This is a genomic window from Saccharothrix longispora (assembly GCF_030852425.1).
In the GTDB taxonomy this organism is placed as follows: domain Bacteria; phylum Actinomycetota; class Actinomycetes; order Mycobacteriales; family Pseudonocardiaceae; genus Actinosynnema; species Actinosynnema longispora.
Genome location: NZ_NSDM01000011.1, coordinates 165235 through 189110, shown reverse-complemented (window position 1 = coordinate 189110; position 23876 = coordinate 165235). Strand labels below are relative to the sequence as shown.

Here is a 23876-nt window from a genome sequence, read left to right as displayed (position 1 = left end):
GGGGCTGTCGCGGCGGCGAATACCGGGCTAACGTCCAGCGCTATCAGCGTTCCCGGAACGCGGGGAGGAGGCGAACGGCCCATGACCCTGGCACCGGCGGGATGCTGAGGACAACCCTCCGCAGCGTGTTCGCGAACCAGATCGCAAATCCCGGTGCCAAACGATCCGAAGCCGTAGCTCGCCCCTAAGCGAGGGAGGTCGTGTATGGACATCGTCGTGAAGGGCCGCAACGTCGAGGTGCCCGATCACTACAGGGTTCACGTCGCCGAAAAGCTGGCCCGCCTCGAGCGTTACGACCGCAAGGTCATCCGCTTCGACGTGGAGCTGTTCCACGAGCCCAACCGCAGGCAGTCGAAGAACTGCCAGCGCGTCGAGATCACCGGCAAGGGACGCGGCCCGGTGGTCCGCTCGGAAGCGTGCGCGGGCGACTTCTACGCCGCCCTGGACGCCGCAGTCGCGAAGCTCGAAGGTCGTCTGCGCCGCTCGCACGACCGCAGGCGCGTGCACCACGGGCGCCGCGGCCCCACATCGGTCGCCGAGGCGACCAGCGGGCTCGGGGACTCCCTTCCCCTCGGCCCCGACCACGACGGTCAGGCGCAGGGCATGTGGCTCGGCCGCACCGCCGTGCTGGAGACCGCCGAGCCGGAACACTCGCACGAGGGCGCCGCGGACGTGCCCGCCCAGCGCTGGGAAGACGGCGTCGAGGACAACCTGCCTGGCCAGATCGTGCGCGAGAAGGAGCACGCCGCCAAGCCGATGACCGTCGACCAGGCCCTCTACGAGATGGAACTGGTCGGCCACGACTTCTACCTGTTCTCCGACGCGGACTCCGGACGTCCGAGCGTCGTCTACCGCCGGAAGGGATTCGACTACGGCGTGATCAGGCTGGCCTGAGCGCCACCTGCCACAGTCCCCGCCACTCGACTTCGCGACCCCCGGCGTCCCTCGTGCGCCGGGGGTTGCCCCCTGCCCGCACCCCGGCGGTCCCGCCGGCGGCCCCCGCTTCGGCCCGTCGCTCTCCGTGATCTTGGTCGCGCGCTCCGGGCGGTCGTCACAGGGCGTTCCGCACCCCTTCCTACCTGTGTCTGTGCACACACCTTCACGACTTGCCTACGATGGCGGGTGGTGAAGCCTCGTCATGGCCGTGACGAGGCCGAGGAAGGCGCCCGTCCCCCGGGCGCGTCGCGATGAGGTAATGAGGTCGACCCGGATGGTGCTGTCCCGACTGCTCCGCGCTGGCGAGGGCAAGATGCTCAAGCGCCTGCGCAACATCGCAGCGCACATCAACAACCTCGAAGACGACGTCGTCGACCTCTCCGATGCGGAGTTGCGCGCGAGGACCGAGGAGTTCCGCAAGCGCCACGCGGACGGCGAGTCGCTCGACGAGCTGCTGCCCGAGGCGTTCGCCGTCGTCCGCGAGGGCGCCAAGCGCACCCTGGGCCAGCGCCCGTTCGACGTCCAGCTCATGGGCGGCGCGGCGCTGCACCTCGGGCAGATCGCCGAGATGCGCACCGGTGAGGGCAAGACCCTGACCTCGGTGCTGCCCAGCTACCTGAACGCCATCGCCGGCAAGGGCGTGCACGTCGTCACGACCAACGACTACCTCGCCCGCCGCGACGCGGAGTGGATGGGCCGCATCCACCGCTTCCTCGGCCTCACCGTCGGCGCGATCCTCTCGGAGATGACGCCCGAGCAGCGGCGGGTCGCCTACAACGCCGACATCACCTACGGCACGAACAACGAGTTCGGCTTCGACTACCTCCGCGACAACATGGCGTGGAGCCGCGACGAGATGGTCCAGCGCGGCCACTTCTTCGCCCTGGTCGACGAGGTCGACTCCATCCTCATCGACGAGGCCCGCACGCCGCTGATCATCTCCGGCCCGGCCGACCAGTCGTCCCGCTGGTACGTCGAGTTCGCGCGCCTGGCCACCCGGATGCGCCGCGACACCCACTACGAGGTGGACGAGCGCAAGCGCACCATCGGCGTCACCGAGGCCGGCGTCCAGTTCGTCGAGGACCAGCTCGGCATCGAGAACCTCTACGACTCGACCAACACCCCGCTCGTCGGCTACTTCCAGAACGCGATCAAGGCCAAGGAGCTGTTCGCCAAGGACAAGGACTACATCGTCCGCAACGGCGAGGTCATGATCGTCGACGAGTTCACCGGACGCGTCCTCGCCGGCCGCCGCTACAACGAGGGCATGCACCAGGCGATCGAGGCCAAGGAGGGCGTCGAGATCAAGGCGGAGAACCAGACGCTCGCCACGATCACCCTCCAGAACTACTTCCGCCTCTACGAGAAGCTCGGCGGCATGACCGGTACCGCCGAGACCGAGGCGGCGGAGTTCCACCAGACCTACAAGCTCGGCGTGGTGCCCATCCCCACCAACCGGCCGATGCAGCGCAAGGACCAGGCCGACCTCGTCTACAAGACCGAGGAGGCGAAGTTCGAGGCCGTCGCCGAGGACATCGCCGAGCGGCACGAGAAGGGCCAGCCCGTCCTCGTCGGCACCACCAGCGTCGAGCGCTCCGAGTACCTGTCCAAGCTGCTCGTCCGCAAGGGCATCCCGCACGAGGTCCTCAACGCCAAGCACCACGACCGCGAGGCGCTGATCATCGCCAAGGCCGGTCGCAAGGGCGCCGTCACCGTCGCAACCAACATGGCCGGTCGAGGCACCGACATCGTGCTCGGCGGCAACCCGGACATCATCGCCGACCACGAGCTGCGCGAGCGCGGCCTCGACCCGGTCGAGAACCCGGAGGAGTACGAGGCCGCCTGGGCGAAGCTGATCGAGGAGGTCAGCGCCGTGGTCAAGGAGGAGGCCGAGGAGGTCAAGGCCGCCGGCGGCCTCTACGTGCTCGGCACCGAGCGCCACGAGTCGCGGCGCATCGACAACCAGCTGCGCGGCCGCTCCGGCCGCCAGGGCGACCCCGGCGAGTCGCGGTTCTACCTGTCGCTGAAGGACGAGCTGATGCGCCGCTTCAACGCGGCCATGGTCGAGACCGTCATGACGCGGCTGAAGGTGCCGGACGACGTGCCGATCGAGCACAAGATGGTCACCCGCGCCATCCGCAGCGCGCAGACCCAGGTCGAGCAGCAGAACTTCGAGATCCGCAAGAACGTCCTCAAGTACGACGAGGTCATGAACGAGCAGCGCAAGGTCATCTACGCCGAGCGCCACCGCGTGCTCGACGGCGAGGACCTGCGCGACCAGGTCACCCACATGATCACCGCCGTGGTCGGCGACTACGTCGACGGCGCGACCGCCGACGGCTACGCCGAGGACTGGGACCTCGACCAGCTGTGGACGGCGCTCAAGACGCTGTACCCGGTCTCCCTCGACCACAAGAAGCTGTTCGAGGACGACGACGAGGACATCGACCGCGAGGGGCTCAAGGCCAAGCTCCAGGCCGACGCCCTCGCCGCCTACGAGGCCCGCGAGGCCGAGATCGACGGTCGCGTCGGTCCGGGCGCCATGCGCGAGCTGGAGCGCCGCGTGCTCCTCTCCGTCCTCGACCGCAAGTGGCGCGAGCACCTCTACGAGATGGACTACCTCAAGGAGGGCATCGGCCTGCGGGCCATGGCGCAGCGCGACCCGCTGATCGAGTACCAGCGCGAGGGCTTCGACATGTTCAACACCATGTTGGAGGCCCTCAAGGAGGAGTGCGTCGGCTTCCTGTTCAACCTCCAGGTCGAAGCCGCCGAACCCGCCCCGCCCGCGGAGGCCCCCGCCCCCCAGGTCTCCATCGCCAACGGCGGCCCCCTGGCCGGCAGCCGGGCCCGCGCCCGCGCCGCCGCGGCGGCCGCGGCCCAGCAGGAGGCCGACGGCGCGGCCCAGGCCCCCGCGGGTCCCGCGCTGGCGCAGCTCCAGAGCGGCAACGCCATCCCCCCGGCCCTGCGCGGCAAGGGCCTCGGCGGCCGGGGCGCCCAGCAGGGCCTGACCTACACGGGTCCGTCGGAGAGCGGTGACGCGGAGTCCACCGGCGGCGCCCCGAACCAGGGCGGCTCCCAGTCCGGCACCCGGAAGGAGCGCCGGGCCGCGGCCCGCGCCCAGGCCAAGGGCCAGCGCAAGGGGCCCCGCGAGTAGCCCGGCGCACCGCGCGACCTCGTGGAACGCGGGTGGGGTGGACCGGGAACCCCGGCCCACCCCACCCGCGTTCGCGTGCACGCCCGACGGGCCGGTCCCGCCGGGTGAGGCTCACGGCAGCAGGTGGAACTCGGTGCACCGCCAGCGGGTGCCCGAGTGCTCGACCCGCGCCGCGAAGGCCCGCGTCCTGGTCGGCGTGTGCAGGGTCCCCGCCAGCTCGGCCTTCCCCGGCTCGACGTGGCACAGCCGGTACCGCCCCAGGCGGGTCGTGGTGGGGGTCGTGGGCAGCTCCTCGAGCGCCCGGGTCGGGAAGAGGGAGGTCAGCTGCTGCGGCGACCTGCGCCCCGAGAGGGCTTCCACCAGCGGGACGAGGAAGCGGCGGGCGTCGAGCGGACCCGGCGTGCCGGGCTGCGGTGAGCGGGGCAGGGCGCGGAGGCGGGGTGGCATGCTGAACCGAGGGGGACAACGCGGTTTTCGTACCCGGATCACCCGAAGGAGTGGCTGTGCGGGGACTGGTGCTCGACTTTGGCGGGGTGCTGACCGACTACGGGGACGACCACGGGGCCGACGAGCCGCCGCTGGTCGGGGTGGTGCGGCGGGTCCGGGGATCGGGGGTGCGGACCGCCGTGCTGTCGAACGCCGACGGGCTGTGGGCCCCGCCCCGCGCGTGGGCGCCGCTGTTCGACGTCGTCGTCACCTCGGGCGAGGTGGGCATGGCGAAGCCCGATCGGCGGATCTACCTGCTCACCGCCGACCGGCTCGGCCTCGACCCCGCCGACTGCGTGTTCGTGGACGACCTCGCGGTGAACGTCCGCGGCGCGGCGGCGGCGGGCATGGTCGGGGTGCACCACCACTCGGTCCGCGCCACCACCGAGGAGATCGAGGTCCTCCTCGGGACGTGAGGCGCGCCGGGCACGCGACCTAGGCGCGCCGGCGGGCCACCTCGAAGCACAGCACGGCCGCCGCGCCGGCCACGTTCAGCGACTCGACGCCCGCCGACATCGGGATGGACAGCCACCCGGTCACGTGCGGCCGCACGTCGTCCGAGATCCCCGCGGTCTCGCTGCCCAGCACGAACGCCGCCCGCGCCGGCAGGTCGGCGGTGAACACCGACGCGCGGGCGGACGCGTCCAGCGCGAACACCGGGTAGTCCAGGCCGCGCAGCGCGGCCACCGCCTCGGCGGCCGTCGCGCACTTCAGGATCGGCGCCCGGAACGCCACGCCCGCCGACGCCTTCACCACGAGCGGGTCCAGGGAGGCCACGCCCCGGCGCGGCACGACGATGCCCTCGATCCCGGCGGCGGTCGCGGTGCGCAGGATCATGCCCACGTTCGCGGGCGTCGTGATGCCGTCCAGGACGAGCACGGTGCGCGGCTCGGACCGCAGGCCGACCTCCAGGGTCCGCATGCGGGGCGCCACGACGTCCGCCAGCACGCCCTGGTCCTGCTTGCCGTTGCCGGCGAGCACCTTGACCCGCTGGGCCGTCGCGCGCTGCACCGGCACGCCCCGCCGGGCGGCGGCGTCGAGGACCTCGCGGGCGGCCTGACCGCGCGCGGTGTCGGCGAGCACGACCTTGTCCACGTCCAGCGACGGGTCGTCCAGCGCCTCCAGCACGGGCTTGCGGCCGTACACGGTGACGAACTTGTCCTTGGGGGAGACATCCACGCGGTAAGTGTCCAACACCCGTTTGGGGCTTGTATCTCCGCTGTCAATCATGATGATCGTCACATGGCAACGCGCAGCGAGGCGCACCGTCTGCTGGCCTCCGGCCGGGAGGCGGACGTCTACCTGCGTCCCGACGGCCTGCTGGTCAAGCGGGACCGCGCGGGGCGCGACCCCGAACCCGAGGCCGAGCTGATGCGCTACCTGCGTGGGCGCGGCGTACCGGTGCCCCGGGTGGCGGACGTGTCGGAGACCGACCTGGTCATGGAGTACGTGCCGGGCCCCCGCATGTCGCAGGAGCTGGACGCGAGGCCGTGGCGGGCGGGCGCGTTGGGCCGTGAGCTGGCCGAACTGCACCGCAGGCTGGACGACGTGCCGCCGCCCGGCTTCCTCGGCGGCGGGCGCGGCGGCGGCCTGGTGCACCTCGACCTGCACCCCGGGAACGTGGTGCTGGGCCCGGAGGGCGCGGTGGTGGTCGACTGGGCGAGCGCGGCGTGCGGCGACCGGCGGGTGGACGTGGCGATGAGTTGGCTGGCGATCGCGGTGGCGCCCCTGCGGCCCCTCAAGCGGCTGGCCCGCGCCCGGTTCCTCCGCGGGTTCCTGTCGGGTGCGGACGCCGGCGTCCGCCGGGCCATGCCGACCGCCGCCGCGATCAGGCTGGCCCGCCACCAGCGCGACGAGGCCGAGGTCGACGCCGTGCGCCGGCTGGTGGCCGACTGCGCCGACTGGAGCGACTGACCCCGCTCAGCGGCTAGCCTGGGCGGCATGCCCGACCGCCTGTCCGCGCTGGACGCCTCGTTCCTGTACCTGGAGGACGCCACGACGCCGATGCACGTCGGCGGGGTGGCGGTGTTCCGCCGGCCGCGCACGGGGTTCGACTACGACCGCCTGGTGGAGCTGATCGAGCAGCGCCTGTCGCTGGTGCCCCGCTACCGGCAGAAGGTCGTGCACGTGCCGGGCAGGCTGGCCCGGCCCGTGTGGGTCGACGACCCGGACTTCGACGTCACCTACCACGTGCGCCGCTCCGCGCTGCCGAAGCCGGGCAGCGACCAGCAACTGCACGAGCTGGTGGCCCGGTTGATGTCCCGCCCGCTGGACCAGACCCGCCCGCTGTGGGAGATCTACCTGGTGGAGGGCCTGGCCCGGAACCGCACGGCGGTGGTCACGAAGACCCACCAGGCGATGGTCGACGGCCTGGGCGCGCCCGAGATCGGCCAGGTGATCCTGGACGTGAGCGGCACGCCGCGCGCACCCGTCGAGTCGCTGTGGATGCCGTCCCCGGCGCCCAGCGGGCTCCAGCTGGTGGCCGACGCGGTGGCCGAGGCCGTGCAGCGGCCCGGCGAGGTGGTGGAGAACGCCCGGTCGGCGGCGGTGGACACGGTGGCGACGGTGCGCAAGGTGGCCGGGCTGTTCGGCGGGCTCGTCTCGGCGGCGCGCACGGCCGCGACCCCCGCGCCCGGCAGCCCGCTGAACGTGCGCATCTCGCCGCAGCGGCGGTTCGCGGTGGCGCGGACGCGGCTGGACGAGTTCCGGGCGATCCGGCGGGTGCACGGCGGCACCGTGAACGACGGCGTGCTGGCCGTGCTGTCGGGGGCGCTGCGGAACTGGCTGCTGTCGCGCGGCGAGGTCGTCACGGCGGGCACGACGATGCGGGCGATGGCCCCGATGTCGGTGCGCGACGACGAGGCGCGGGTCGCCGCGTACTTCGTGGACCTGCCGGTGGGGGAGCCGAACCCGGTGGTGCGGCTGCACCACGTGTCGCACGCGATGCGGGCGCACCAGGAGTCGGGCCAGTCGGTGGCGGCGCAGACGCTGGTGCGGTTCTCCGGGTTCGCGCCGCCGACGCTGCACGCCCTGGGCGCGCGGGCCGCGTCGTCGTTCTCCCGGCGGCTGTTCAACGTGGTGGTGACGAACGTGCCCGGCCCCCAGGTGCCGCTGTACGCGGCGGGGGCGAGGATGATCGAGATGTTCCCGGTGGTGCCGCTGGCGAAGAACCAGGCGCTGTCCATCGGGGTGACCTCGTACGACGGCGGGGTCTACTTCGGCTTGAACGCCGACCGCGACGCGATGTCCGATGTGGACGTGCTGGCGGCGATGGTGGAGGAGTCGGTGGAGGAGCTGATGGGAACGGTGTCCGCATGAGGGTGTACCTCCCGGCGACGGTCGCGATGCTGCGCGGCCTGGTCGACGACGGGCAGTTCGCGCCCGTGGGCGGGACGGGGTTCGCGCTGACGCCGGCGCTGCGCGAGTCTTACGCGACCGGTGACACCGAGGAGCTGGAGTACTCGGCGATGCTGGACGCGGCGCGCGCGTCGCTGCGGCTGATCGCGGGCGACGAGAAGGCGGTGCCGCGCCGGGCCGTGGTGTCGGTGGACGTCGAGGACGTGAAGCTGCGGCCCGACCTGGACTTCTCCGTGGTGAAGCTGTCCGGGCCGGTGCCGCTGGAGCTCGTCGCCGCCGTCCACCTGGACACGCTGGAGGCGGAGGACGACGTGCGCGCGGCGGCCGAGGTGATCGACGCGGCCGATTTGGGCGACCCGGACGCGGAGTTCACGCTGGGCGGCGCGGAGGACCACGAGCTGGCCTGGTACGCGGTGCAGGAGCTCCCGTTCCTGCTCGAGCTCATGTAGCCCGCGCGGGCGGCCCGCGCGGTCGGGCTCACATGCCGGGCGCGGGCTGCCACAGCTCGATCCGGTTGCCCTCGGGGTCGACGCACCACCCGAACAGGCCGAACTCGGACTCCTCCGCGTCCGGCAGCACCTCCACGCCCGAGGCGCGGAGCTGGTCGAGCAGGGCGGCCAGGTCGTCGACGCGCAGGTTGAGCATGGCGTGCTGCCCTGGTTCGCCGAAGTAGTCGGTGTCCTGGGCGAACAGCGCGAACGTCGTCGTCTCGTCCGAGGTCCAGTGGAACGTGACGGCCGCGCCGTCGCTCATCGGCACGCCGAGGTGCCGGCGGTACCACTCGGCCAGGCGCGTGGGGTTGCGGGCGCGCAGGAAGACACCACCGATACCGGTCACCTTGGCCACGGCTGCGCACCGTACTCCCGCACCCCGCGTCCGCGACACGAAAGCGGTCACCCAGCCACCCGATCCAGTGACACCACCATTCGGACCCCCGCACCCACCACCCGCGAGTCGTAAGCCCAGGCCGCGCGAGTCGTAAGCCTAGGCCGCGCGAGTCGTAAGCCCAGGCCGGGCGAGTCGTAAGTTCACGCCGCGCGAGTCCTACGTCCACGCTCAGCTGGGCAAGGGCGCGAACGTAGGACTCAGAGGGTGTGAACTTACGACTCGCGCGGCCTGGACTTACGACTCGCGGGTCAGTCGTATTCGTCGAACTTGCCGCGGGAGGACAGGAGGCGGCGCAGGGAGGCCAGGCGGCCGGGGGAGGCCTCACCGGTCTCGACCAGCTCGTCGAGCATGCAGTCGGGGTCCTCGGGCAGGCCCTGGTGGCCGCAGCCGGACGGGCACTCCTCGGCCATCGCCGCCATGTCCGGGAACGCGCCCACGATGTCGTTCGGCGTGATGTGCGCGAGCCCGAACGAGCGGATGCCCGGCGTGTCCACGGCCCACCCGCCCTCGGGCAGCGCCAGCGCCACGGCCTGGGTGGACGTGTGCCTGCCCTTGCCGACCCCGCTGACCACGCCCACAGCGCGGTTCGCGTCCGGCACCAGCCTGTTGACCAGCGTCGACTTGCCCACCCCCGAGTGCCCGATCAACGCGGACAGCCGGTGCACGAGGCGTTCGCGCAGCTCCGCCGGGTCCTCGTCGGACCGCGTCACGACCACCGGCAGGTCCAGCTCGGCGTACGCGGCCACCAGCTCGTCGGGGGAGGCCAGGTCGGACTTCGTCAGGCACAGCAGCGGTTCCAGCCCGCCCGCGTAGGCGGCGACCAGGCAGCGGTCGATGAACCCGCGCCTCGGCTGCGGGTCGGCCAGCGCGGACACGATCACCAGCTGCTCGGCGTTGGCGACGACGACCCGCTCGAACGGGTCGGTGTCGTCGGCGGTGCGCCGCAGCACGCTCCGGCGCTCCTCCACGCGCACGATCCGGGCGAGCGTGTCGGGCTGCCCGGACGTGTCGCCGACCAGCCCGATCCGGTCGCCCACGACGACCGGCGTGCGACCCAGCTCCCGGGCCCGCATCGCGGTGACCAGCCGGGACGGGTCGCCCTCCACGGCGCACGTCCACCGCCCGCGGTCCACGCCGACGACCATGGCGGGCACCGCGTCCGCGTGCTCGGGCCGGCGCTTGCTGCGCGGCCGGGTCCCCTTGCCCGGCCGCACCCGCACGTCGGACTCGTCCAGTCGCCGCCAGTCGCCGCGCGCCACGTCAGCGCGTCCCGAGCATCGTCGCCCACATCCCCGGGAAGTCGGGGATCGTCTTCGTCGTCGACCCGATGTCGTCCACGGACACCCCGTCCACCACCAGGCCGATGATCGCGCCGGCCGTGGCCATCCGGTGGTCGGCGTAGGCCCGCCACTCGCCCCCGCGCAGCGGCCGGGGCCGGACGACCAGGCCGTCGTCGGTCTCCTCCGCGTCACCGCCCAGCCGGTTGACCTCGGCGACCAGCGCGGCGATGCGGTCGGTCTCGTGGCCCCGGATGTGCGCGACGCCCCGGATGCGCGAGGGGCCGTCGGCCAGCGCCGCCAGCGCCACCACGGTCGGCGTCAGCTCGCTCTCGTCGCGCAGGTCCACGTCCAGGCCGGTGAGCCGGTCCGGGCCGGTCAGCACCAGCCCGTCGCCGGTCAGCACGACGGAGCACCCCATGCGCTCGAACAGCTCCCGCGCCGCCCCACCCGGCTGGGTGGTCCCCGCCGGCCAGCCGGGGATGGTCACCGACCCGCCCGTCACGGCCGCCGCCGCCAGGAACGGCGTCGCGTTGGACAGGTCCGGCTCCACGTGCCACTCGCGACCGGCCACGGCACCGGGCTCGACCCGCCACGCGTCCGGGGTGGACGCGTCCACCACCACGCCCGCCTCGCGCAGCATCGCGACGGTCATCCCGATGTGGGGCAGCGACGGCACCGGCGGGCCGGAGTGGCGGACGGTCAGCCCGCCCTCGTACCGCGCGCCCGACAGCAGCAGCCCGGACACGAACTGGGACGACGCCGAGGCGTCGATGGTGACCTCGCCGCCCGGCAGGCCGCCCTTGCCGTGCAGCGTGAACGGCAGCGAGTCGCCGTCCACGTCGGCGCCCAGGGCGCGCAGCGCGCCGAGGATCGTGCTCATCGGCCGGGTCCGCGCGTGCGGGTCGCCGTCGAACACGACGTCGCCGACCGCGAGCGCCGCGGCGGGCGGCAGGAAGCGCATCACGGTGCCCGCCAGACCGCAGTCCACCCGCGCCGGACCGCGCATCGCGCCGGGCACGACCCGCCACGAGCCGTCCGCGCCGTCGGTGAACCCGACCCCCAGGGACCCCAGGGCCGCGGCCATCAGCGTGGTGTCGCGGCTGCGCAACGGCGCGTGCACGGTCGACGGGCCGTCGGCCAGCGCGGCGAGCACGAGCGCGCGGTTGGTGATCGACTTGGAACCGGGCACGGGTACCGTCGCGCGCACGGGGCCGTCGGCGGTGGGAGCGGACCACTGCTGAGTCATGGGTCGATGATTCCGCATGGGGTGGTCGACGGCTCGCACCGGGCTTTCCGACGTGCGACGATGACTACCCTCGGAGGTGATCGTTGTGTGCGGCAGGTACGCCTCCACCAAGAACCCGGCGCTCCTCGCGGCCGAGTTCGACGCGGTGGACGGGACGGAGGGCGACGCGCCCGGGCCCGACTTCAACGTCGCGCCGACGAAGCACGTGCCCGCGGTCGTCGAGCGCCACCCGCGCGACGAGGAGGGCAACCCGGACCCGGGCACCACCGAGCGCAGCGTCCGCACGATGCGCTGGGGCCTCGTGCCGCACTGGGCCAAGGACCTGTCCGGCGCCGCGAAGATGATCAACGCCCGGTCGGAGAGCGTGCTCACCAAGCCCGCCTACCGCGACTCGGCGGCCAAGCGCCGGTGCATCGTCCCGGCCGCAGGCTGGTACGAGTGGCAGCCCGGCGAGGGCCGCAAGCAGCCGTACTTCATCAACCCGGGCGACGGCAGCAGCCTCGCCATGGCGGGCGTCTGGTCGGTGTGGTGGCAGCAGGAGGGTGACGAGCGCAAGCCGGTCATCACCTTCGCCGTGCTCACCACCGACGCCATCGGCGAGATGGCGACCGTCCACCACCGCATGCCGCTCGTGCTGCCGCGCGACCGCTGGTCGGCGTGGCTGGACCCGGACAACGCCGACCCGTCCGACCTGCTCGCGCCCGACCCCGACCTGGTCGCGGCGCTGGAGCTGCGGCCGGTGTCGACGCGGGTCAACAGCATCAGGAACAACGACCCGTCCCTCATGGACGCGGTCGCGCTGGGGGAGTCCGAGAAACCGGAGCCCACCTTGTTCGAGCTGTCATGACATCCCGCGTCGTCGACACCCCGCACGGCCCCGCGCGGGCCGTGCTGCACTGCGCGCCGGAGGGACGGGCGGCGCTGCTGCTCGGCCACGGCGCGGGCGGCGGCATCGCCGCTCCCGACCTGGTCGCCGCCGCGCGCGCGGCGGTGGGCGCCGGCGTGCACGTCGCGCTGGTCGAGCAGCCCTACCGGGTCGCGGGCCGTCGCGCGCCCGCGCCCGCGACCCACCTCGACGCGGCGTGGCTGGCCGTGGCGGACGACCTGGGCAGCCGCTGGTTCGACGACCTGCCGCTGGTGTTCGGCGGCCGGTCCTCGGGCGCCCGGGTGGCCTGCCGGACGTCGGTGGAGGGGCAGGCGGTCGCCGTGCTGTGCCTGGCGTTCCCCGTGCACCCACCGGGCAAGCCGGAGAGGACCCGGCTGCCCGAACTGGACGCCGTCGAGGTGTCCGCGCTGGTGGTGCAGGGCGAGAACGACCCGTTCGGCCGGCCCGGTCCCGCGCACCACCGCGAGGTCGTGGTGCTGCCCGGCGACCACAACCTCAAGGCCGACCTGGACGGCGTGCACCGGGCCGTCGGCGAGTGGCTGGCCCGCGTGCTGCGTCCCCTGGAGGTCTAGGGCACCCCCGGAGGTCTAGGCCGAGATCGGGGCCACCACGCCACCGGTGAGCCGCAGCAGGTCGGCCGGCGCCAGTTCGACCTCCAGCCCGCGCCGCCCGGCCGAGCAGTACACGGTGTCGAAGCCCTCCGCCGACGCGTCGAGCACCAGCGGCAGGCGCTTCTTCTGGCCCAGCGGCGAGATGCCGCCCGCCACGTACCCGGTGGCGCGCTCGGCCGCCGCGACCTCGGCCATCTTCGCCTTCTTGCCGCCCAGGGCCGCCGCCAGCGCCTTCAGGTCCAGCTGGCCGGTGACCGGCACCACGCCGACGGCGAGCTTGCCGTCCACGTCCGCGACGAGCGTCTTGAACACGCGTCCGGGTGGGACGCCGAGCGCCTCGGCCGCCTCCAGCCCGTACGACTCGTGCCGCGGGTCGTGCTCGTAGGCGTGCAGCGTGTGGGCCACCTTCTGCTTGTCCAGCAACGCGGTGGCGGGCGTCCCACGTCCGGCCATGATCACGCACCCTAGCCGAGGGAATGCCCGGAGCGGGCCGGGCGTTGGTGCGGGTGTGGCTACCGAGGTGATGGATCAGCAGGCCGCGAGGCAGGTCAAGGCCCGCCCGCCGCGTGGGTCGGCTCACTGCCGACCGGGCGCCCGCCGCGTATCCTCGAACGCGTCCCAGACAGCTTTGGCCACCGCGCCCACCGGCCGGTGGGAAGGGAGCGCGGTGCCAGCCACGCGAACGCAGGACACGCCGACGGACGAGACAGCGGAGGAGCGCGCGGCCAGGTTCGAGCGCGACGCCATGCCGATGCTCGACCAGTTGTACTCGGCTGCCCTGCGGATGACCCGCAACCCGGCCGACGCCGAGGACCTGGTCCAGGAGACCTTCCTCAAGGCGTACTCGGCGTTCGCGTCCTTCTCCCGGGGCACGAACCTGAAGGCCTGGCTGTACCGCATCCTCACGAACACCTACATCAACGGCTACCGCAAGAAGCAGCGCCAGCCGCAGCAGCAGCCGACCGACGAGATCACCGACTGGCAGCTCGCCCAGGCGGAGAGCCACACGTCGTCCGGCCTGCGCTCGGCGGAGGTCGACGCGCTCGACCGGTTGCCGGACTCGGACGTCAAGGACGCCCTGCAGAGACTGCCCGAGGAGTTCCGGATCGCGGTCTACCTGGCCGACGTCGAGGGCTTCGCGTACAAGGAGATCGCAGACATCATGGGCACCCCCATCGGCACCGTGATGTCCCGGTTGCACCGGGGCCGCAGGCAGCTCCGCGAGCAGCTCGCGGACGTCGCGCGCGAGCGCGGTTTCCTCCGGGACGGGCAGGCGGAGGTGGCGGGGCGATGAGCTGCGGCGAACACCACGAGACCGACTGCTCCGAGGTCCTGGCCGAGGTGTACCTGTTCCTCGACCACGAGTGCGACGAGAAGCGCAAGGCGCTGCTCGCGGCCCACTTGAACGAGTGCCACCCGTGCCTGGAGCAGTACGGCATCGAGGAGCACCTCAAGGCCCTGCTGGCCCGCAAGTGCGGTGGCGAGCTGGCGCCGGAGGAGCTCAAGCAGCGGCTGCGGACGCGCCTCCAGCAGGCCGTCGTGGAGGTCGTCGAGGTCCGCACGACGAGGATCACGACCACCACGGCCGAGTAGCGCGCCCGCGAGGACCGGAAGGAACGCGAAGGCCCCGGAGCCGCGGCTCCGGGGCCTTCGCACGCGCTGAGCGTTGATCAGGCGTTGGGGCGCTTCCCGTGGTTGGCGCCACCCTTCTTGCGGTCGCGGCGCTTGCGGGCACGCTTCGACATGGGGTTCTCCTAGTGCTCGAACTACCTCCCGACAGTGTGTCACGCGCGCGGAAGTGCGCGGCACCGGGTCTGAATCGTGGTTGGATGGTCGCGAGCGAAGGAGGGCCATGGCCGAGGAGATCAGGGCCGAGATCGTCGCCAACGTGGCGCAGATCGCCGTGCGCGAGGGTGACGAGGTCACGCACGAGACCACCGTCGTCGTGCTGGAGAGCATGAAGATGGAGATCCCGGTCCTGCCGGAGGGTTCGGGCAGGATCACCCGCATCGCGGTCGCCACGGGCGACGTGGTGCAGGAGGGCGACCTGATCGCGGTGGTGGAGTAGCTGTCCACGCTCACCGACCTGCTGGCCGAGCACACCAAGCTCTCCGGCGCCGCCGTCGACCACCTCCAGCTGGTGGTGGCCGAGTGGCAACTGCTCTCGGACCTCAGCTTCGCCGACTTCCTCCTGTGGGTGCCGCTGGACGACGACACGTTCCTGTGCGTCGCCCAGGCCAGGCCCACCACGGCGCCGACCGCGCACCCCGAGGACGTCGTGGGCAGCACGGTGGGCGTTGACGAGCACCCCCAGCTGCGCCGCGCCATGGCCGAGGCGCGGATCTGCCGCGAGGAGGACCCGCGCTGGCACCTCGGCGTGCCGGTCCGCCGCGAGGCCATCCCGGTGAAGCGGCACGACGAGGTCATCGCCGTCCTGAGCCGCAACACGAACCTGGCCGTGCCGCGCGTGCCGAGCCCGCTGGAGATCTCCTACCTGGGCAGCGCCGCCGACCTGTGCCAGATGATCTCCGACGGCACGTTCCCCACCACCGAGCCGTCCCCGGACGTGCACACCAGCCCGCGCGTCGGTGACGGCCTGATCCGCCTCGACGCGTCCGGCGCGGTGGTGTTCGCGAGCCCCAACGCGCTGAGCGCCTACCACCGGATGGGACACGCGTCCGACCTGGTGGGAGTGCACCTGGCGCCGTTGACGCGGTCGCTGATCGGGGACCCGTTCGACGCCACCGAGGTCGCCCAGCGCATCCGGGCGGCCCTGGACGGGCAGCCGTCGATGCGCATCGAGGCCGAGTCGCGCCGGGGCGCCGCGGTGCTGTTCCGGGCGCTGCCGCTGCGGCCGAGGGGCAGCGCGGCGGGCGCGCTGGTGCTGTGCCGCGACGTGACCGAGGTCCGCCGCCGCGACCGCGCCCTGATGTCCAAGGACGCGACGATCCGCGAGATCCACCACCGGGTGAAGAACAACCTCCAGACCGTGGCCGCGCTGCTGCGGTTGCAGAGCCGCCGCACCAGCAGCGAGGAGGCCCGCGAGGCGCTCGCCGAGTCGGTGCGCCGTGTCACCTCGATCGCCCTGGTGCACGAGACGCTGTCCATGTCGGTGGACGAGCGGGTGGACCTGGACGACGTGGTCGACAAGGTCATCCCGATGATGTCCGACGTGGCCGCCACCGAGTCGCAGGTCGTGGTGCGCCGCGAGGGGCCGTTCGGCATCGTGCAGGCCGAGCTGGCCACGCCGCTGGTGATGGTGCTGACCGAGCTCGTGCAGAACGCGTTCGAGCACGCCTACCACCCCGGGCAGCGCGGCGAGGTGGTCGTGCACGCCGAGCGCTCGGCCAAGTGGCTCGACGTGGTGATCTCCGACGACGGCCGCGGCCTGCCGCAGGGGTTCTCGCTGGAGCGCACCGACCGGCTCGGTCTCCAGATCGTCAGGACGCTGGTGGAATCCGAACTCAGGGGCTCGTTGAGCTTGCGGAGGCGGCCCAAGGGCGGTACAGAGGCGGTCCTGCGCGTGCCGCTCAGGGCACGGCGTTAGACTGCTCCCGTGCACACGTGGCCTACCTGCCTCAGCGGGGTCACGTGGTCATGCGGGAGGGTGTGCAACAAGACGAAGGGCCCGACACCTGGCACGGTGTCGGGCCCTTCGTGTTGGCCTATCGGCTCAGGCGTTGCTGCGAGCCCGGGTGCGGGCGTTGCGGCGCTTGAGGGCGCGACGCTCGTCTTCGCTCATCCCGCCCCACACGCCGGCGTCCTGGCCGCTCTCCAGTGCCCACGCGAGGCAGTCGGAGACGACGGGGCAGCGGCGGCAGACGGTCTTCGCCTCGGCGATCTGAAGCAGCGCAGGACCGCTGTTCCCGACGGGGAAGAACAGCTCGGGGTCCTCGTCGCGGCAGATCGCGCGGTGGCGCCAGTCCATTGGAACTACTCCTCAGCTAGGCGCGCGCAAGGGCGCGCCAGTCGTCAGCGGTCGGTTTTGGGGTGCTTGTGAATGCTTTCACGAACGGCTGGGATGTCAAGGGGTTAGCACTGACCCGGTGAGTGAACTCACCCGAAAGATCGACAGAGTTCACGCAGGGGGTTACTCCGCGACGTCTCAGCAGGTCGTAACGTCGCGGAACGGTCGCGTCCCGGTCACACGACGGTCACACGACGTGTCACAACCGTCACACGGCCACCGTGAGTGCCGCGCGGACACCCGTGAACTCCACTTCGGTGCAGGACCCGAGCAGGTCGCCGTCGACCTGGAGGTTGACGGGCTCGGCACTCGTCACCCGGACGAACTCGACGTCGTCGCGCCGGAGCAGGTTCGCGCCCCTGGGGTTCCCGTCCGTCGCCAAAAGATGCGTGACATAGCGCGCGATCGTGGGGAATCCCATCCCGTGCAGCGCGAACAGGCCCAGACCGCCGTCGAACGAGGTGCTCGGGTTGAGCCGGATGGCCTTGTCGCCGAGGTAGGTCCACGGATCGGTGTTGGACACGAACGCCAGCCGGACGTCCTCGAAGAGCGGCTCGCCCGGGAGCTGCACGGTGAGCGAGGAGGGTTGCCTGCGCTCGGTGAAGTAGGTGGTCAGGGCGGTGCGCACGTACAGGCCGGGTGACGCCTGGCGACCCTTGGCGCGCTGCCGCTCGACGTCCGCGACCACGTCGGCGTCCCAACCCACGCCCGCGTTGAAGGTGAACCAGCGGTCGTGCTCCTCGGTGCCGCCCGCGGAGGCGACCTTGCCGAGGCTGACCCTGCGGCTGGTGCCGTGCTCGACGGCCTGGAGGAGGCGGTAGGTGGCCTCCACCGGGTCGCGGGGCAGGCCGAGCGCGCCCGCGAAGACGTTCGCCGAACCGCCCGGGACCACGCCCAGCATGGGGAGCCCCGGTCGTGCCCCGTCGCGCACCAGGCCGTTGACCACCTCGTTCACCGTGCCGTCGCCGCCGTGGGCCACGACCAGGTCGTAGTCCTCGACGACGGCCAGCGCCGCGGCGTCGGCCGCGTGCCCGCGGTAGTCCGTCTCGACGACGTCGAGCTTCACCTCGCTGGCCAGCGCGTGCGCGAGCACGTCCCGGCCGGCAGGCGTCGTGGCCGTCGCCTGCGGGTTGACCACCAGAAGTGCGCGCACTCCAGCAGAGTAAGACAGCGCGTGACCTGAGGCCGATCGCGTGTCACCCAGTAGGAGGGATCAGAGCGCACGAAAGTGGTTCAGATCTCCTTTCGCCGTCGCCGTGCCGTACGTCAGCGACAAGTGCACCCCGGCCCGACCGCCGGCTCGCCGAAGACTTCCCCCGATCTTCGCCGCTGCGGCGGTCGAACGGGACTCGCCAACCGGGTGGCCTACGATGCGTGACGAGTACTCACCGTGAGGAAAGGCGCAGCGTGTCGACCCAGGAGCAGGTCCCGCCGGCCGTCCGCGTCGCGGGCGCGCTGACCGCGTTGCAGGGGTTGACCGGTCTGGCGTTCGCGGTGGTGCTGGTCCTCCACGCGTTCGACGCGCCCCGGCCCGGCCCGGTGCTCGGCGAGGCCGCGTACTTCACCGTCCTGGCGGGCGGCATCCTCGCCGCCGGCGTCGGCCTGGTGCTCGGCAGGCACTGGGGCCGCACGCCCGCGATCGTCGTGCAACTGCTCCTGCTGGGCATCGCCTGGTACATGTACGGCCCCTCGGACCGGCAGCTGTGGGGCGCGCTGCTCGGCGCGTACGTCGTGCTCGTGCTCTTCCTGCTGTTCACCAACCCCGTGCGCCGCTGGGCGCTGGGAGTGGACGAACGCGACGAATAGGGCATTCGGTCGCCCCCGATGGTCTGGGTGATCGCCAACTAACGGAGGGTAGCCAGCGTCACCGGTAAGAGTGACGCTGTGGGTGGTGAATTCACCATCCCTGCGTTCGTTGAGGTGACGAATCCATGCGACTCAATCGCGCCCTGTCCGCGGTGGTCGGAGCCACTACCGCACTGCTGTCCGCGTTCGCGCTGACCACGCTGGCCCCGACGGCCTCCGCGGCGCCGGCCGACGACGTCACGCCGTACATCATCGGCGGCGGCACGGCGACCAACGCGCCGTGGGCGGCCCGCCTGTTCCGCAACGGCCAGCAGAACTGCTCGGCCACGATCATCGCCCCGACCTGGATCCTGACCGCGCAGCACTGCGTGGCGTCCGCGGGCACCTACACCTTCCGGGTCGGCAGCCTCGACCAGACCACGGGCGGCACCCTGGTGACCGCCACCCGGATCATCCAGCACCCGTCGGTGGACCTGGCCCTGGCCCAGATCGACCGCTCGGTCTCCGGCACCTACGCGCCGCTGGGCACCACCACCGCGGTCGCGGTCAACCAGACCGTGCAGCTCTACGGCTGGGGCGCCACCTGCACCAACCAGCCGGAGATCAACTGCCAGTCGCGCTACCTCAAGTACGCCGACACCCGCGTCACGTCGGTCAACGGGCGTGACTACCGCGGTGGCATCGCCATCTCGGTGACCCGCGTGAACGGCATCGCCGCCGGCGGCGACTCGGGCGGCCCGATGTTCGCCACCAGCCCGGTCGACGGCCGCCGCTACCAGGTCGGCGTCGCCTCCACCTCCGACCGCTCCACCCGGTCGAACTACACCGCCGTCACCCGCTACCGCGACTGGATCCGCTCCTACGCGGGCGTCTGACGCCCGAACCGCCCGGCCGAGGGGGCAGGACCCCTGCGCCGTCCCCTCGGCCGGGAGCCATCCAGCGGGTTTGGTCGAACCGGCACCCACCAGTCACAATCACCCTGCGTGTTCACATTTGGCGGATGGACACGAACGGAGTAGCCAGATACGGTCTGGCAGGCGTTCACGCCGCTCCGGGTGCCGTGCAGGGTGAGGTGCGCAGTGCAGAACCCCCCGAGGTGGGTGTCGACGTCGGGTGACGTCGACCGGCCGAACGCGGCCCGGCTCTACGACTACTACCTCGGCGGCGCGCACAACTTCGCCGTCGACCGCGAGTACGCCGAGCGGTCGATGCGGCACGTCCCCGCCGCCGCGATGGTCCAGCACAGCCGCGCGTTCCTGCGCCGGGCCGTGCGCGAGTGCGTGTCGCGGGGCATCCGCCAGTTCCTCGACCTCGGCTCCGGCATCCCCACCGCCGGCAACGTCCACGAGGTCGCCCAGCAGGTCGACCCGACGTGCCGCGTGGTGTACGTGGACCACGACCCGACCACCGTGGCGCACAGCCGCGCGATGCTGCGGGGCAACGCGGGCGCCGCCATCGCCGAGGCCGACATCCGCGACGTGGCCGCCGTGCTCGGCGCGCCCGAGGTGCGCGGGATGCTCGACCTGGCCGAGCCGGTCGCCGTGCTGATGGTCGCGATCCTGCCGTTCGTGCCGGACGAGGACGACCCGGCCGGGGTGGTCGCCGGCTACCGCGACGCCCTGGCCGACGGCAGCGTGCTGGTGGTGAGCCACCTGACCTGCGACGTGCAGCCCTCCGTCGTGGAGGAGCTGATCGGCGTGGCCGAGGGCACCGTGATGCCGATGGTGGCGCGGTCCAAGGCCGCGCTGGAGGTCATGCTGGACGGCTGGGAGCTGCTGGAGCCCGGCTTGGTGCTGGCGACCCGGTGGCGCGGCGAGGACGAGCTGGAGACCGGCGCCGAGGCCGTCGCGTACGGCGCGGTGTGCGTGAAGCGGCCTACGACCTGAGGCGTTCGTCCCCGGTGAGCAGCCTGGTCTGCTCCTTGAGCACCTCGACCGTGCGCTGCACCCAGTCGCCGATGACCCGCTGCTGCTCGGGCGTGTAGCGGGCGCCCAGCTCGGCCATCGCCGCGCTCAGGCCCGCGAACACCCGGCCGAACGCGCCGGGCACCGCGCTGATCACCACCCGCCGGCGGTCGTCGGGATCGGGTTCGCGGCGCACCAACCCGGCCCGTTCGAGCCGGTCCGCCACGCCGGTGACCGCGCCGGGGGTCAGGTTGATCTCCTTCGCCAGTTCGCCGGCGCTCATCGGCCCCTTGCTGCCGATCAGCGCGAGCGCGCGCTGGTCCACCGCGGTGACGCCCAGGTGCGCGCCGACCGCCTCGTGGAACGCGACGACCGCCGTGCTCAGCTCGCGCCCGTGGTCCATGCCGTTCACTTTACCCGGGCAAATATTTCAGTACACTGAACTAAAATATTTGCCGACTGAGGGGGTTGGGGTGCGAGAGCTGTCGTTGGCGCTCGACGTGCTGCGCTGGGCTGCCGGGTTCTACCTGCGGCACTGGCCCTGGGTCGTGGGGTTGTCGCTGATCGCGTCCGTGCAGCGGCTCGTGGTCGTCGGTGGGTGGCTGTCGTCCGGGCCGGTCCTGGCGTCCGAGGTGCTGGTGGCGGGGGTGCGGATCGCGCTCGTCGTGCTGGTGTGGCGGGTGGCGCTGCGGGGCGAGCGGCCGGACTGGCCCGGCGCGCGGGCGTTCGTCCGGCGGCACTGGCCGTCGCTGGGCTGGCACGTCGTGCTGATGTCGGCGGCGGCCCTGGTGTTCGACGTCGGCCTGGAGGCCGCGGGCGCGCTGCTGCCCGAGGCGTGGCGGCAGACCTACCTGGCCGTGCTGCTGTTCGTGAAGAACCCGACGGTCATCGCGTTCACCGTGCTGTGGTGGGTGGGGGTGGTGCGGCAGGCCGCCGTCAGCCGTCCCGTCCTGACGGAGCCGAACCCAAGCGGGTCAAGGCCTCGTCCGTGAGCCGGAAGACGGTCCACTCGTCCTGCGGGACCGCGCCGAGCGCCCGGTAGAAGCCGATCGCGGGCGCGTTCCAGTCGAGCACCGACCACTCCAGCCGCGCGTAGCCGTGGGCGACGCACTCCTCGGCCAGGGCGCGGAGCAGCGCCTTGCCGAGGCCGTCGCCGCGGTGCGCCGGCCGGACGTAGAGGTCCTCGAGGTGGATGCCGTGCGTGCCGCGCCAGGTGGAGAAGTCGAGGAACCACAGGGCCGTGCCGACGACGGCGCCGTCCACTTCGGCCACGTGCCCGAACAGCGCGGGCGCGTCGCGGAAGAGGGCGTGGTGCAGCTGTTCCTCCGTCAGCCCGCACTCCTGGCGGGCGCGCTCGTACTCGGCCAGCTCCTCGACGAGGCGCACGGCGGCGGGCACGTCCGCGGGGCGGATGCGCCGGATGCGCGGGTCACTCAAGGTCGAACTCCCAGGCGGGCACGTTCAACCGACGCACCTGGGGGTCGCCGCGCTCGTCGCCGAGGACCGTGGTGCCCCCCGGGTCGAGTCCGAAGTGGACGCCCTCACTGGGCGGCAGGCCCAGCCAGGTGGCGACGAGGACGCGGCTGAAGTGCCCGTGCCCGACCAGCACCACGTCGCCGCCCACGAGCGCGGTGCGCGCCCGGTCCAGCACCCGGACGGCCCGCTCGTGGACCTGCTCGGCCGTCTCGCCACCGGGGGTGGGGTGCGACCACACGGTCCAGCCGGGCACCGTCTCCCGGATCTGCGGCGTGGTCAACCCCTCGTAGTCGCCGTAGTGCCACTCGCCGAGGTCCTCGGTCCGCTCCGCGTCGTGCAGGCCGGCCAGCTCGGCGGTCCGCCACGCCCGCTGCCGGGGGCTGGCCAGCACGAGGGCGGCCGGCCGGTCGGTCCCGCGCAACCGCGCGAGCACCGCCCCGGCCCGCCGGGCTTGCTGCACGCCGGCCTCGGTGAGCGGCACGTCGGTCCGCCCCGTGTGCCGCCCGGTCTCGGACCACTCCGTCTGCCCGTGCCGCAGCAGGTACACGTGTGAAGTCACGGGCCGATCCTACGGACGGCGCACCCACCGTGTCCCGCGCGTCGGCGTGCCGCCGGCCACGCGGGTGTTCACGACGGCCGGGCGCGGTGGTCGGAGCGGGGTTGGAGGGTGGCGGACAGGACCCACTGGGAGACCTGCACGTGGCGGCCCTCGCCGGCGATCGCGAACGTCACGTAGCCGACCCAGTGGCCCGTGGTGGTCAGGGACCAGAGGTGCAGCTCGCCCGGCACGGTGGCCTGGAGGTCCAGGCCGTCGGGGACGACGCGGCGGGGCCACCCGACCCGGAAGACCGCACCCAGGTCGACCCAGACCGGGCGGGCCGGCTTCACCTGGATCTGGCGGGTGCGCGGCGGCGGGATCGGGTTCAGGCCCTCGAACATGCGTTCGATTATGCGGCATCGAGCTGGAATCGCCGGCCCGGCCGGGCGTCCGACCGCGGACGTGGAACGGCGCCGACCGGGTGGAGGGGACCTCCGCCGATCGGCGCCGTGGTGGTGCCGGTGATCAGGCCGCGGCCTTGGTCTCCCAGAAGATCTTGTCGATCTGGGCGATCAGGTCGAGCAGCTCCTGGCCCTTGGCGGGGTCCATGGAGCCCTTGGCGCCCGACGCGCCGGCGGCCTTCGTGGCCCGGTTGAACAGGTCGTGCAGCTCCGGGTACTTCTCGAAGTGCGGCGGCTTGAAGTAGTCGGTCCACAGCACCCACAGGTGGTGCTTCACGAGGTCCGAGCGCTGCTCCTTGATGAGGATGGCGCGGGCGCGGAACTCGGGGTCCTCGTTCGCCTGGTACTTCTCCTGAATCGCCTTGACCGACTCGGCCTCGATCCGGGCCTGGGCCGGGTCGTAAACACCGCACGGGAGGTCGCAGTGCGCGGTGGCCTCCAGGAGCGGGCGGCGGAGTGAACGGATGCGCGACAGAAGTCGCATCTTTCCTCCCTGAGAGTGGATGCTCCGACGTGCGGAACCCTACTCCGGGACCGTGGGGCGAGCAGGTGGAGGTGATCGTTGGCACCGTCGGACGGCAACCCGTTGCCGCTGGTTCGGGTGGTCGGGCCGTCCATGTCCCCGACCCTGCGGACCGGTGACGTCGTGCTCGTCCGCCACGGGCGGACACCGGCACCGGGTGATCTCGTGCTGGTCAGGTGGCACGCCAGGCCCGGTCAGCTGTCGATCAAGCGCGCCGTGCGGGAGGTCGACGGGGGGTGGCACGTCGAGGGCGACAACCCGTTCGGCTCTACGGACTCGCGCACGCTGGGCGCGGCCGAGGTGGTCGGGGTGGTCCGGTACCGCCTGTGGCCGCGCCCGCGCCGGCTGGGGTGAGGG

Annotated in this window: 31 protein-coding genes; 17 read left to right on the top strand and 14 right to left on the bottom strand. The window is 72.5% G+C overall.

Going from position 1 to position 23876, the window contains the following annotated elements:
* Positions 1-204 precede the first annotated feature (204 nt).
* Together hpf and secA are read left to right on the top strand one after the other, a co-directional pair.
* Entirely contained in the window at positions 205-894 is a 690-nt protein-coding gene (hpf, locus tag CKY47_RS24800; RefSeq protein ID WP_306748510.1) for a ribosome hibernation-promoting factor, HPF/YfiA family, read from the top strand.
* A gap of 316 nt (positions 895-1210) precedes the next feature.
* Entirely contained in the window at positions 1211-4090 is a 2880-nt protein-coding gene (gene secA, locus CKY47_RS24795; protein ID WP_306748509.1) for a preprotein translocase subunit SecA, read from the top strand.
* Between the two features lie 111 nt (positions 4091-4201).
* Here secA and CKY47_RS24790 read toward each other — a convergent pair whose 3' ends face one another.
* Positions 4202-4537 carry an Rv3235 family protein gene (locus CKY47_RS24790; protein ID WP_306748508.1) on the bottom strand — a complete coding sequence of 112 codons (336 nt, stop codon included), beginning with the start codon at positions 4535-4537 and terminating at the stop codon, positions 4202-4204.
* Between the two features lie 50 nt (positions 4538-4587).
* Here CKY47_RS24790 and CKY47_RS24785 point away from each other — a divergent pair, with 50 nt between their 5' ends.
* Positions 4588-4992, top strand: a complete 405-nt coding sequence (locus CKY47_RS24785) for an HAD-IA family hydrolase (protein ID WP_306748507.1) — start codon at positions 4588-4590, stop codon at positions 4990-4992.
* A gap of 19 nt (positions 4993-5011) precedes the next feature.
* Here the strand turns inward: CKY47_RS24785 and CKY47_RS24780 are convergent, their stop codons facing one another.
* Positions 5012-5755 carry a TrmH family RNA methyltransferase gene (locus CKY47_RS24780; protein WP_371320729.1) on the bottom strand — a complete coding sequence of 248 codons (744 nt, stop codon included), beginning with the start codon at positions 5753-5755 and terminating at the stop codon, positions 5012-5014.
* A 63-nt stretch (positions 5756-5818) separates the two neighbouring features.
* Between CKY47_RS24780 and CKY47_RS24775 the strand changes: the two genes are divergently transcribed.
* Genes CKY47_RS24775 through CKY47_RS24765 form a run of 3 tightly spaced genes read left to right on the top strand, consistent with a single transcriptional unit; the run spans position 5819 to position 8382 of the window.
* The gene (locus CKY47_RS24775; RefSeq protein ID WP_306748505.1) at positions 5819-6490 is read left to right on the top strand and encodes a phosphotransferase; all 672 of its coding nucleotides are present in this window, start codon (positions 5819-5821) and stop codon (positions 6488-6490) included.
* A 27-nt stretch (positions 6491-6517) separates the two neighbouring features.
* Complete coding sequence (locus CKY47_RS24770; RefSeq protein WP_306748504.1) at positions 6518-7894, top strand: WS/DGAT/MGAT family O-acyltransferase; 1377 nt, start codon at positions 6518-6520, stop codon at positions 7892-7894.
* Positions 7891-8382, top strand: coding sequence for a DUF6912 family protein (locus tag CKY47_RS24765; RefSeq protein ID WP_306748503.1), 492 nt, complete (start codon positions 7891-7893; stop codon positions 8380-8382). Before CKY47_RS24770 ends, CKY47_RS24765 begins: the two co-directional genes overlap by 4 nt.
* Positions 8383-8410: 28 nt before the next feature.
* On the opposite strand, the gene CKY47_RS24760 is transcribed toward CKY47_RS24765, so the two are convergent.
* The 3 genes from CKY47_RS24760 to aroA form a co-directional block, all read right to left on the bottom strand.
* Positions 8411-8779, bottom strand: coding sequence for a VOC family protein (locus CKY47_RS24760; protein WP_306748502.1), 369 nt, complete (start codon positions 8777-8779; stop codon positions 8411-8413).
* A 290-nt stretch (positions 8780-9069) separates the two neighbouring features.
* Positions 9070-10080: a ribosome small subunit-dependent GTPase A gene (gene rsgA / locus CKY47_RS24755; RefSeq protein ID WP_306748500.1), complete on the bottom strand. Its 1011-nt coding sequence runs from the start codon at positions 10078-10080 to the stop codon at positions 9070-9072.
* Position 10081: 1 nt separating this feature from the next.
* Complete coding sequence (gene aroA, locus CKY47_RS24750) at positions 10082-11347, bottom strand: 3-phosphoshikimate 1-carboxyvinyltransferase (protein WP_306748499.1); 1266 nt, start codon at positions 11345-11347, stop codon at positions 10082-10084.
* An 85-nt stretch (positions 11348-11432) separates the two neighbouring features.
* Here aroA and CKY47_RS24745 point away from each other — a divergent pair, with 85 nt between their 5' ends.
* A complete protein-coding gene (locus CKY47_RS24745) occupies positions 11433-12194 on the top strand; it encodes an SOS response-associated peptidase (RefSeq protein ID WP_306748686.1) in 762 nt (253 codons plus the stop codon).
* Entirely contained in the window at positions 12191-12805 is a 615-nt protein-coding gene (locus CKY47_RS24740) for an alpha/beta hydrolase family protein (protein WP_306748498.1), read from the top strand. Before CKY47_RS24745 ends, CKY47_RS24740 begins: the two co-directional genes overlap by 4 nt.
* A gap of 15 nt (positions 12806-12820) precedes the next feature.
* Here CKY47_RS24740 and ybaK read toward each other — a convergent pair whose 3' ends face one another.
* Entirely contained in the window at positions 12821-13297 is a 477-nt protein-coding gene (ybaK, locus tag CKY47_RS24735) for a Cys-tRNA(Pro) deacylase (protein WP_306748497.1), read from the bottom strand.
* 214 nt (positions 13298-13511) lie between these two features.
* On the opposite strand from ybaK, the gene CKY47_RS24730 reads away from it, so the two are divergent.
* Both CKY47_RS24730 and rsrA read left to right on the top strand, forming a co-directional pair.
* A complete protein-coding gene (locus CKY47_RS24730) occupies positions 13512-14138 on the top strand; it encodes a sigma-70 family RNA polymerase sigma factor (RefSeq protein WP_306748496.1) in 627 nt (208 codons plus the stop codon).
* Entirely contained in the window at positions 14135-14437 is a 303-nt protein-coding gene (gene rsrA, locus CKY47_RS24725) for a mycothiol system anti-sigma-R factor (RefSeq protein WP_306748494.1), read from the top strand. Before CKY47_RS24730 ends, rsrA begins: the two co-directional genes overlap by 4 nt.
* Before the next feature lie 77 nt (positions 14438-14514).
* Here the strand turns inward: rsrA and CKY47_RS36970 are convergent, their stop codons facing one another.
* Positions 14515-14589 carry a 50S ribosomal protein bL37 gene (locus tag CKY47_RS36970; protein WP_096498094.1) on the bottom strand — a complete coding sequence of 25 codons (75 nt, stop codon included), beginning with the start codon at positions 14587-14589 and terminating at the stop codon, positions 14515-14517.
* Positions 14590-14696: 107 nt separating this feature from the next.
* Between CKY47_RS36970 and CKY47_RS24720 the strand changes: the two genes are divergently transcribed.
* Positions 14697-14912 (top strand): biotin/lipoyl-binding carrier protein, encoded by a 216-nt coding sequence (locus CKY47_RS24720; RefSeq protein ID WP_306748493.1) that lies wholly within the window; start codon positions 14697-14699, stop codon positions 14910-14912.
* On the top strand, positions 14913-16391 hold the full coding sequence (locus CKY47_RS24715) for a PAS domain-containing sensor histidine kinase (protein WP_306748685.1): 1479 nt from the start codon (positions 14913-14915) through the stop codon (positions 16389-16391).
* A gap of 126 nt (positions 16392-16517) precedes the next feature.
* On the opposite strand, the gene CKY47_RS24710 is transcribed toward CKY47_RS24715, so the two are convergent.
* Positions 16518-16772 (bottom strand): WhiB family transcriptional regulator, encoded by a 255-nt coding sequence (locus CKY47_RS24710; RefSeq protein ID WP_015104912.1) that lies wholly within the window; start codon positions 16770-16772, stop codon positions 16518-16520.
* Between the two features lie 247 nt (positions 16773-17019).
* Positions 17020-17964, bottom strand: coding sequence for a diacylglycerol/lipid kinase family protein (locus CKY47_RS24705; RefSeq protein WP_306748484.1), 945 nt, complete (start codon positions 17962-17964; stop codon positions 17020-17022).
* A 254-nt stretch (positions 17965-18218) separates the two neighbouring features.
* Between CKY47_RS24705 and CKY47_RS24700 the strand changes: the two genes are divergently transcribed.
* The 3 genes from CKY47_RS24700 to CKY47_RS24690 all read left to right on the top strand — a co-directional run bounded on the left by CKY47_RS24700 (position 18219) and on the right by CKY47_RS24690 (position 20503).
* Positions 18219-18617, top strand: a complete 399-nt coding sequence (locus tag CKY47_RS24700; RefSeq protein WP_306748483.1) for a hypothetical protein — start codon at positions 18219-18221, stop codon at positions 18615-18617.
* Between the two features lie 125 nt (positions 18618-18742).
* The gene (locus CKY47_RS24695) at positions 18743-19492 is read left to right on the top strand and encodes a S1 family peptidase (RefSeq protein ID WP_306748481.1); all 750 of its coding nucleotides are present in this window, start codon (positions 18743-18745) and stop codon (positions 19490-19492) included.
* A 204-nt stretch (positions 19493-19696) separates the two neighbouring features.
* Complete coding sequence (locus CKY47_RS24690) at positions 19697-20503, top strand: SAM-dependent methyltransferase (RefSeq protein WP_306748480.1); 807 nt, start codon at positions 19697-19699, stop codon at positions 20501-20503.
* On the opposite strand, the gene CKY47_RS24685 is transcribed toward CKY47_RS24690, so the two are convergent.
* On the bottom strand, positions 20493-20933 hold the full coding sequence (locus CKY47_RS24685) for a MarR family transcriptional regulator (protein ID WP_442638271.1): 441 nt from the start codon (positions 20931-20933) through the stop codon (positions 20493-20495). The genes CKY47_RS24690 and CKY47_RS24685 overlap by 11 nt on opposite strands.
* A 61-nt stretch (positions 20934-20994) precedes the next feature.
* On the opposite strand from CKY47_RS24685, the gene CKY47_RS24680 reads away from it, so the two are divergent.
* Complete coding sequence (locus tag CKY47_RS24680) at positions 20995-21513, top strand: hypothetical protein (protein ID WP_306748474.1); 519 nt, start codon at positions 20995-20997, stop codon at positions 21511-21513.
* Here the strand turns inward: CKY47_RS24680 and CKY47_RS24675 are convergent.
* The 4 genes from CKY47_RS24675 to sodN form a co-directional block, all read right to left on the bottom strand.
* A complete protein-coding gene (locus tag CKY47_RS24675) occupies positions 21458-21958 on the bottom strand; it encodes a GNAT family N-acetyltransferase (RefSeq protein ID WP_306748472.1) in 501 nt (166 codons plus the stop codon). The genes CKY47_RS24680 and CKY47_RS24675 overlap by 56 nt on opposite strands.
* Complete coding sequence (locus CKY47_RS24670) at positions 21951-22556, bottom strand: histidine phosphatase family protein (RefSeq protein WP_306748471.1); 606 nt, start codon at positions 22554-22556, stop codon at positions 21951-21953. The genes CKY47_RS24675 and CKY47_RS24670 overlap by 8 nt, the downstream gene beginning before the upstream one ends.
* Before the next feature lie 68 nt (positions 22557-22624).
* Positions 22625-22936 (bottom strand): hypothetical protein, encoded by a 312-nt coding sequence (locus CKY47_RS24665; RefSeq protein WP_306748470.1) that lies wholly within the window; start codon positions 22934-22936, stop codon positions 22625-22627.
* Positions 22937-23060: 124 nt separating this feature from the next.
* Complete coding sequence (sodN, locus tag CKY47_RS24660; RefSeq protein ID WP_306748469.1) at positions 23061-23480, bottom strand: superoxide dismutase, Ni; 420 nt, start codon at positions 23478-23480, stop codon at positions 23061-23063.
* 78 nt (positions 23481-23558) lie between these two features.
* Here sodN and CKY47_RS24655 point away from each other — a divergent pair, with 78 nt between their 5' ends.
* Positions 23559-23873, top strand: coding sequence for a S26 family signal peptidase (locus CKY47_RS24655; RefSeq protein WP_306748468.1), 315 nt, complete (start codon positions 23559-23561; stop codon positions 23871-23873).
* Positions 23874-23876: the final 3 nt, after the last annotated feature.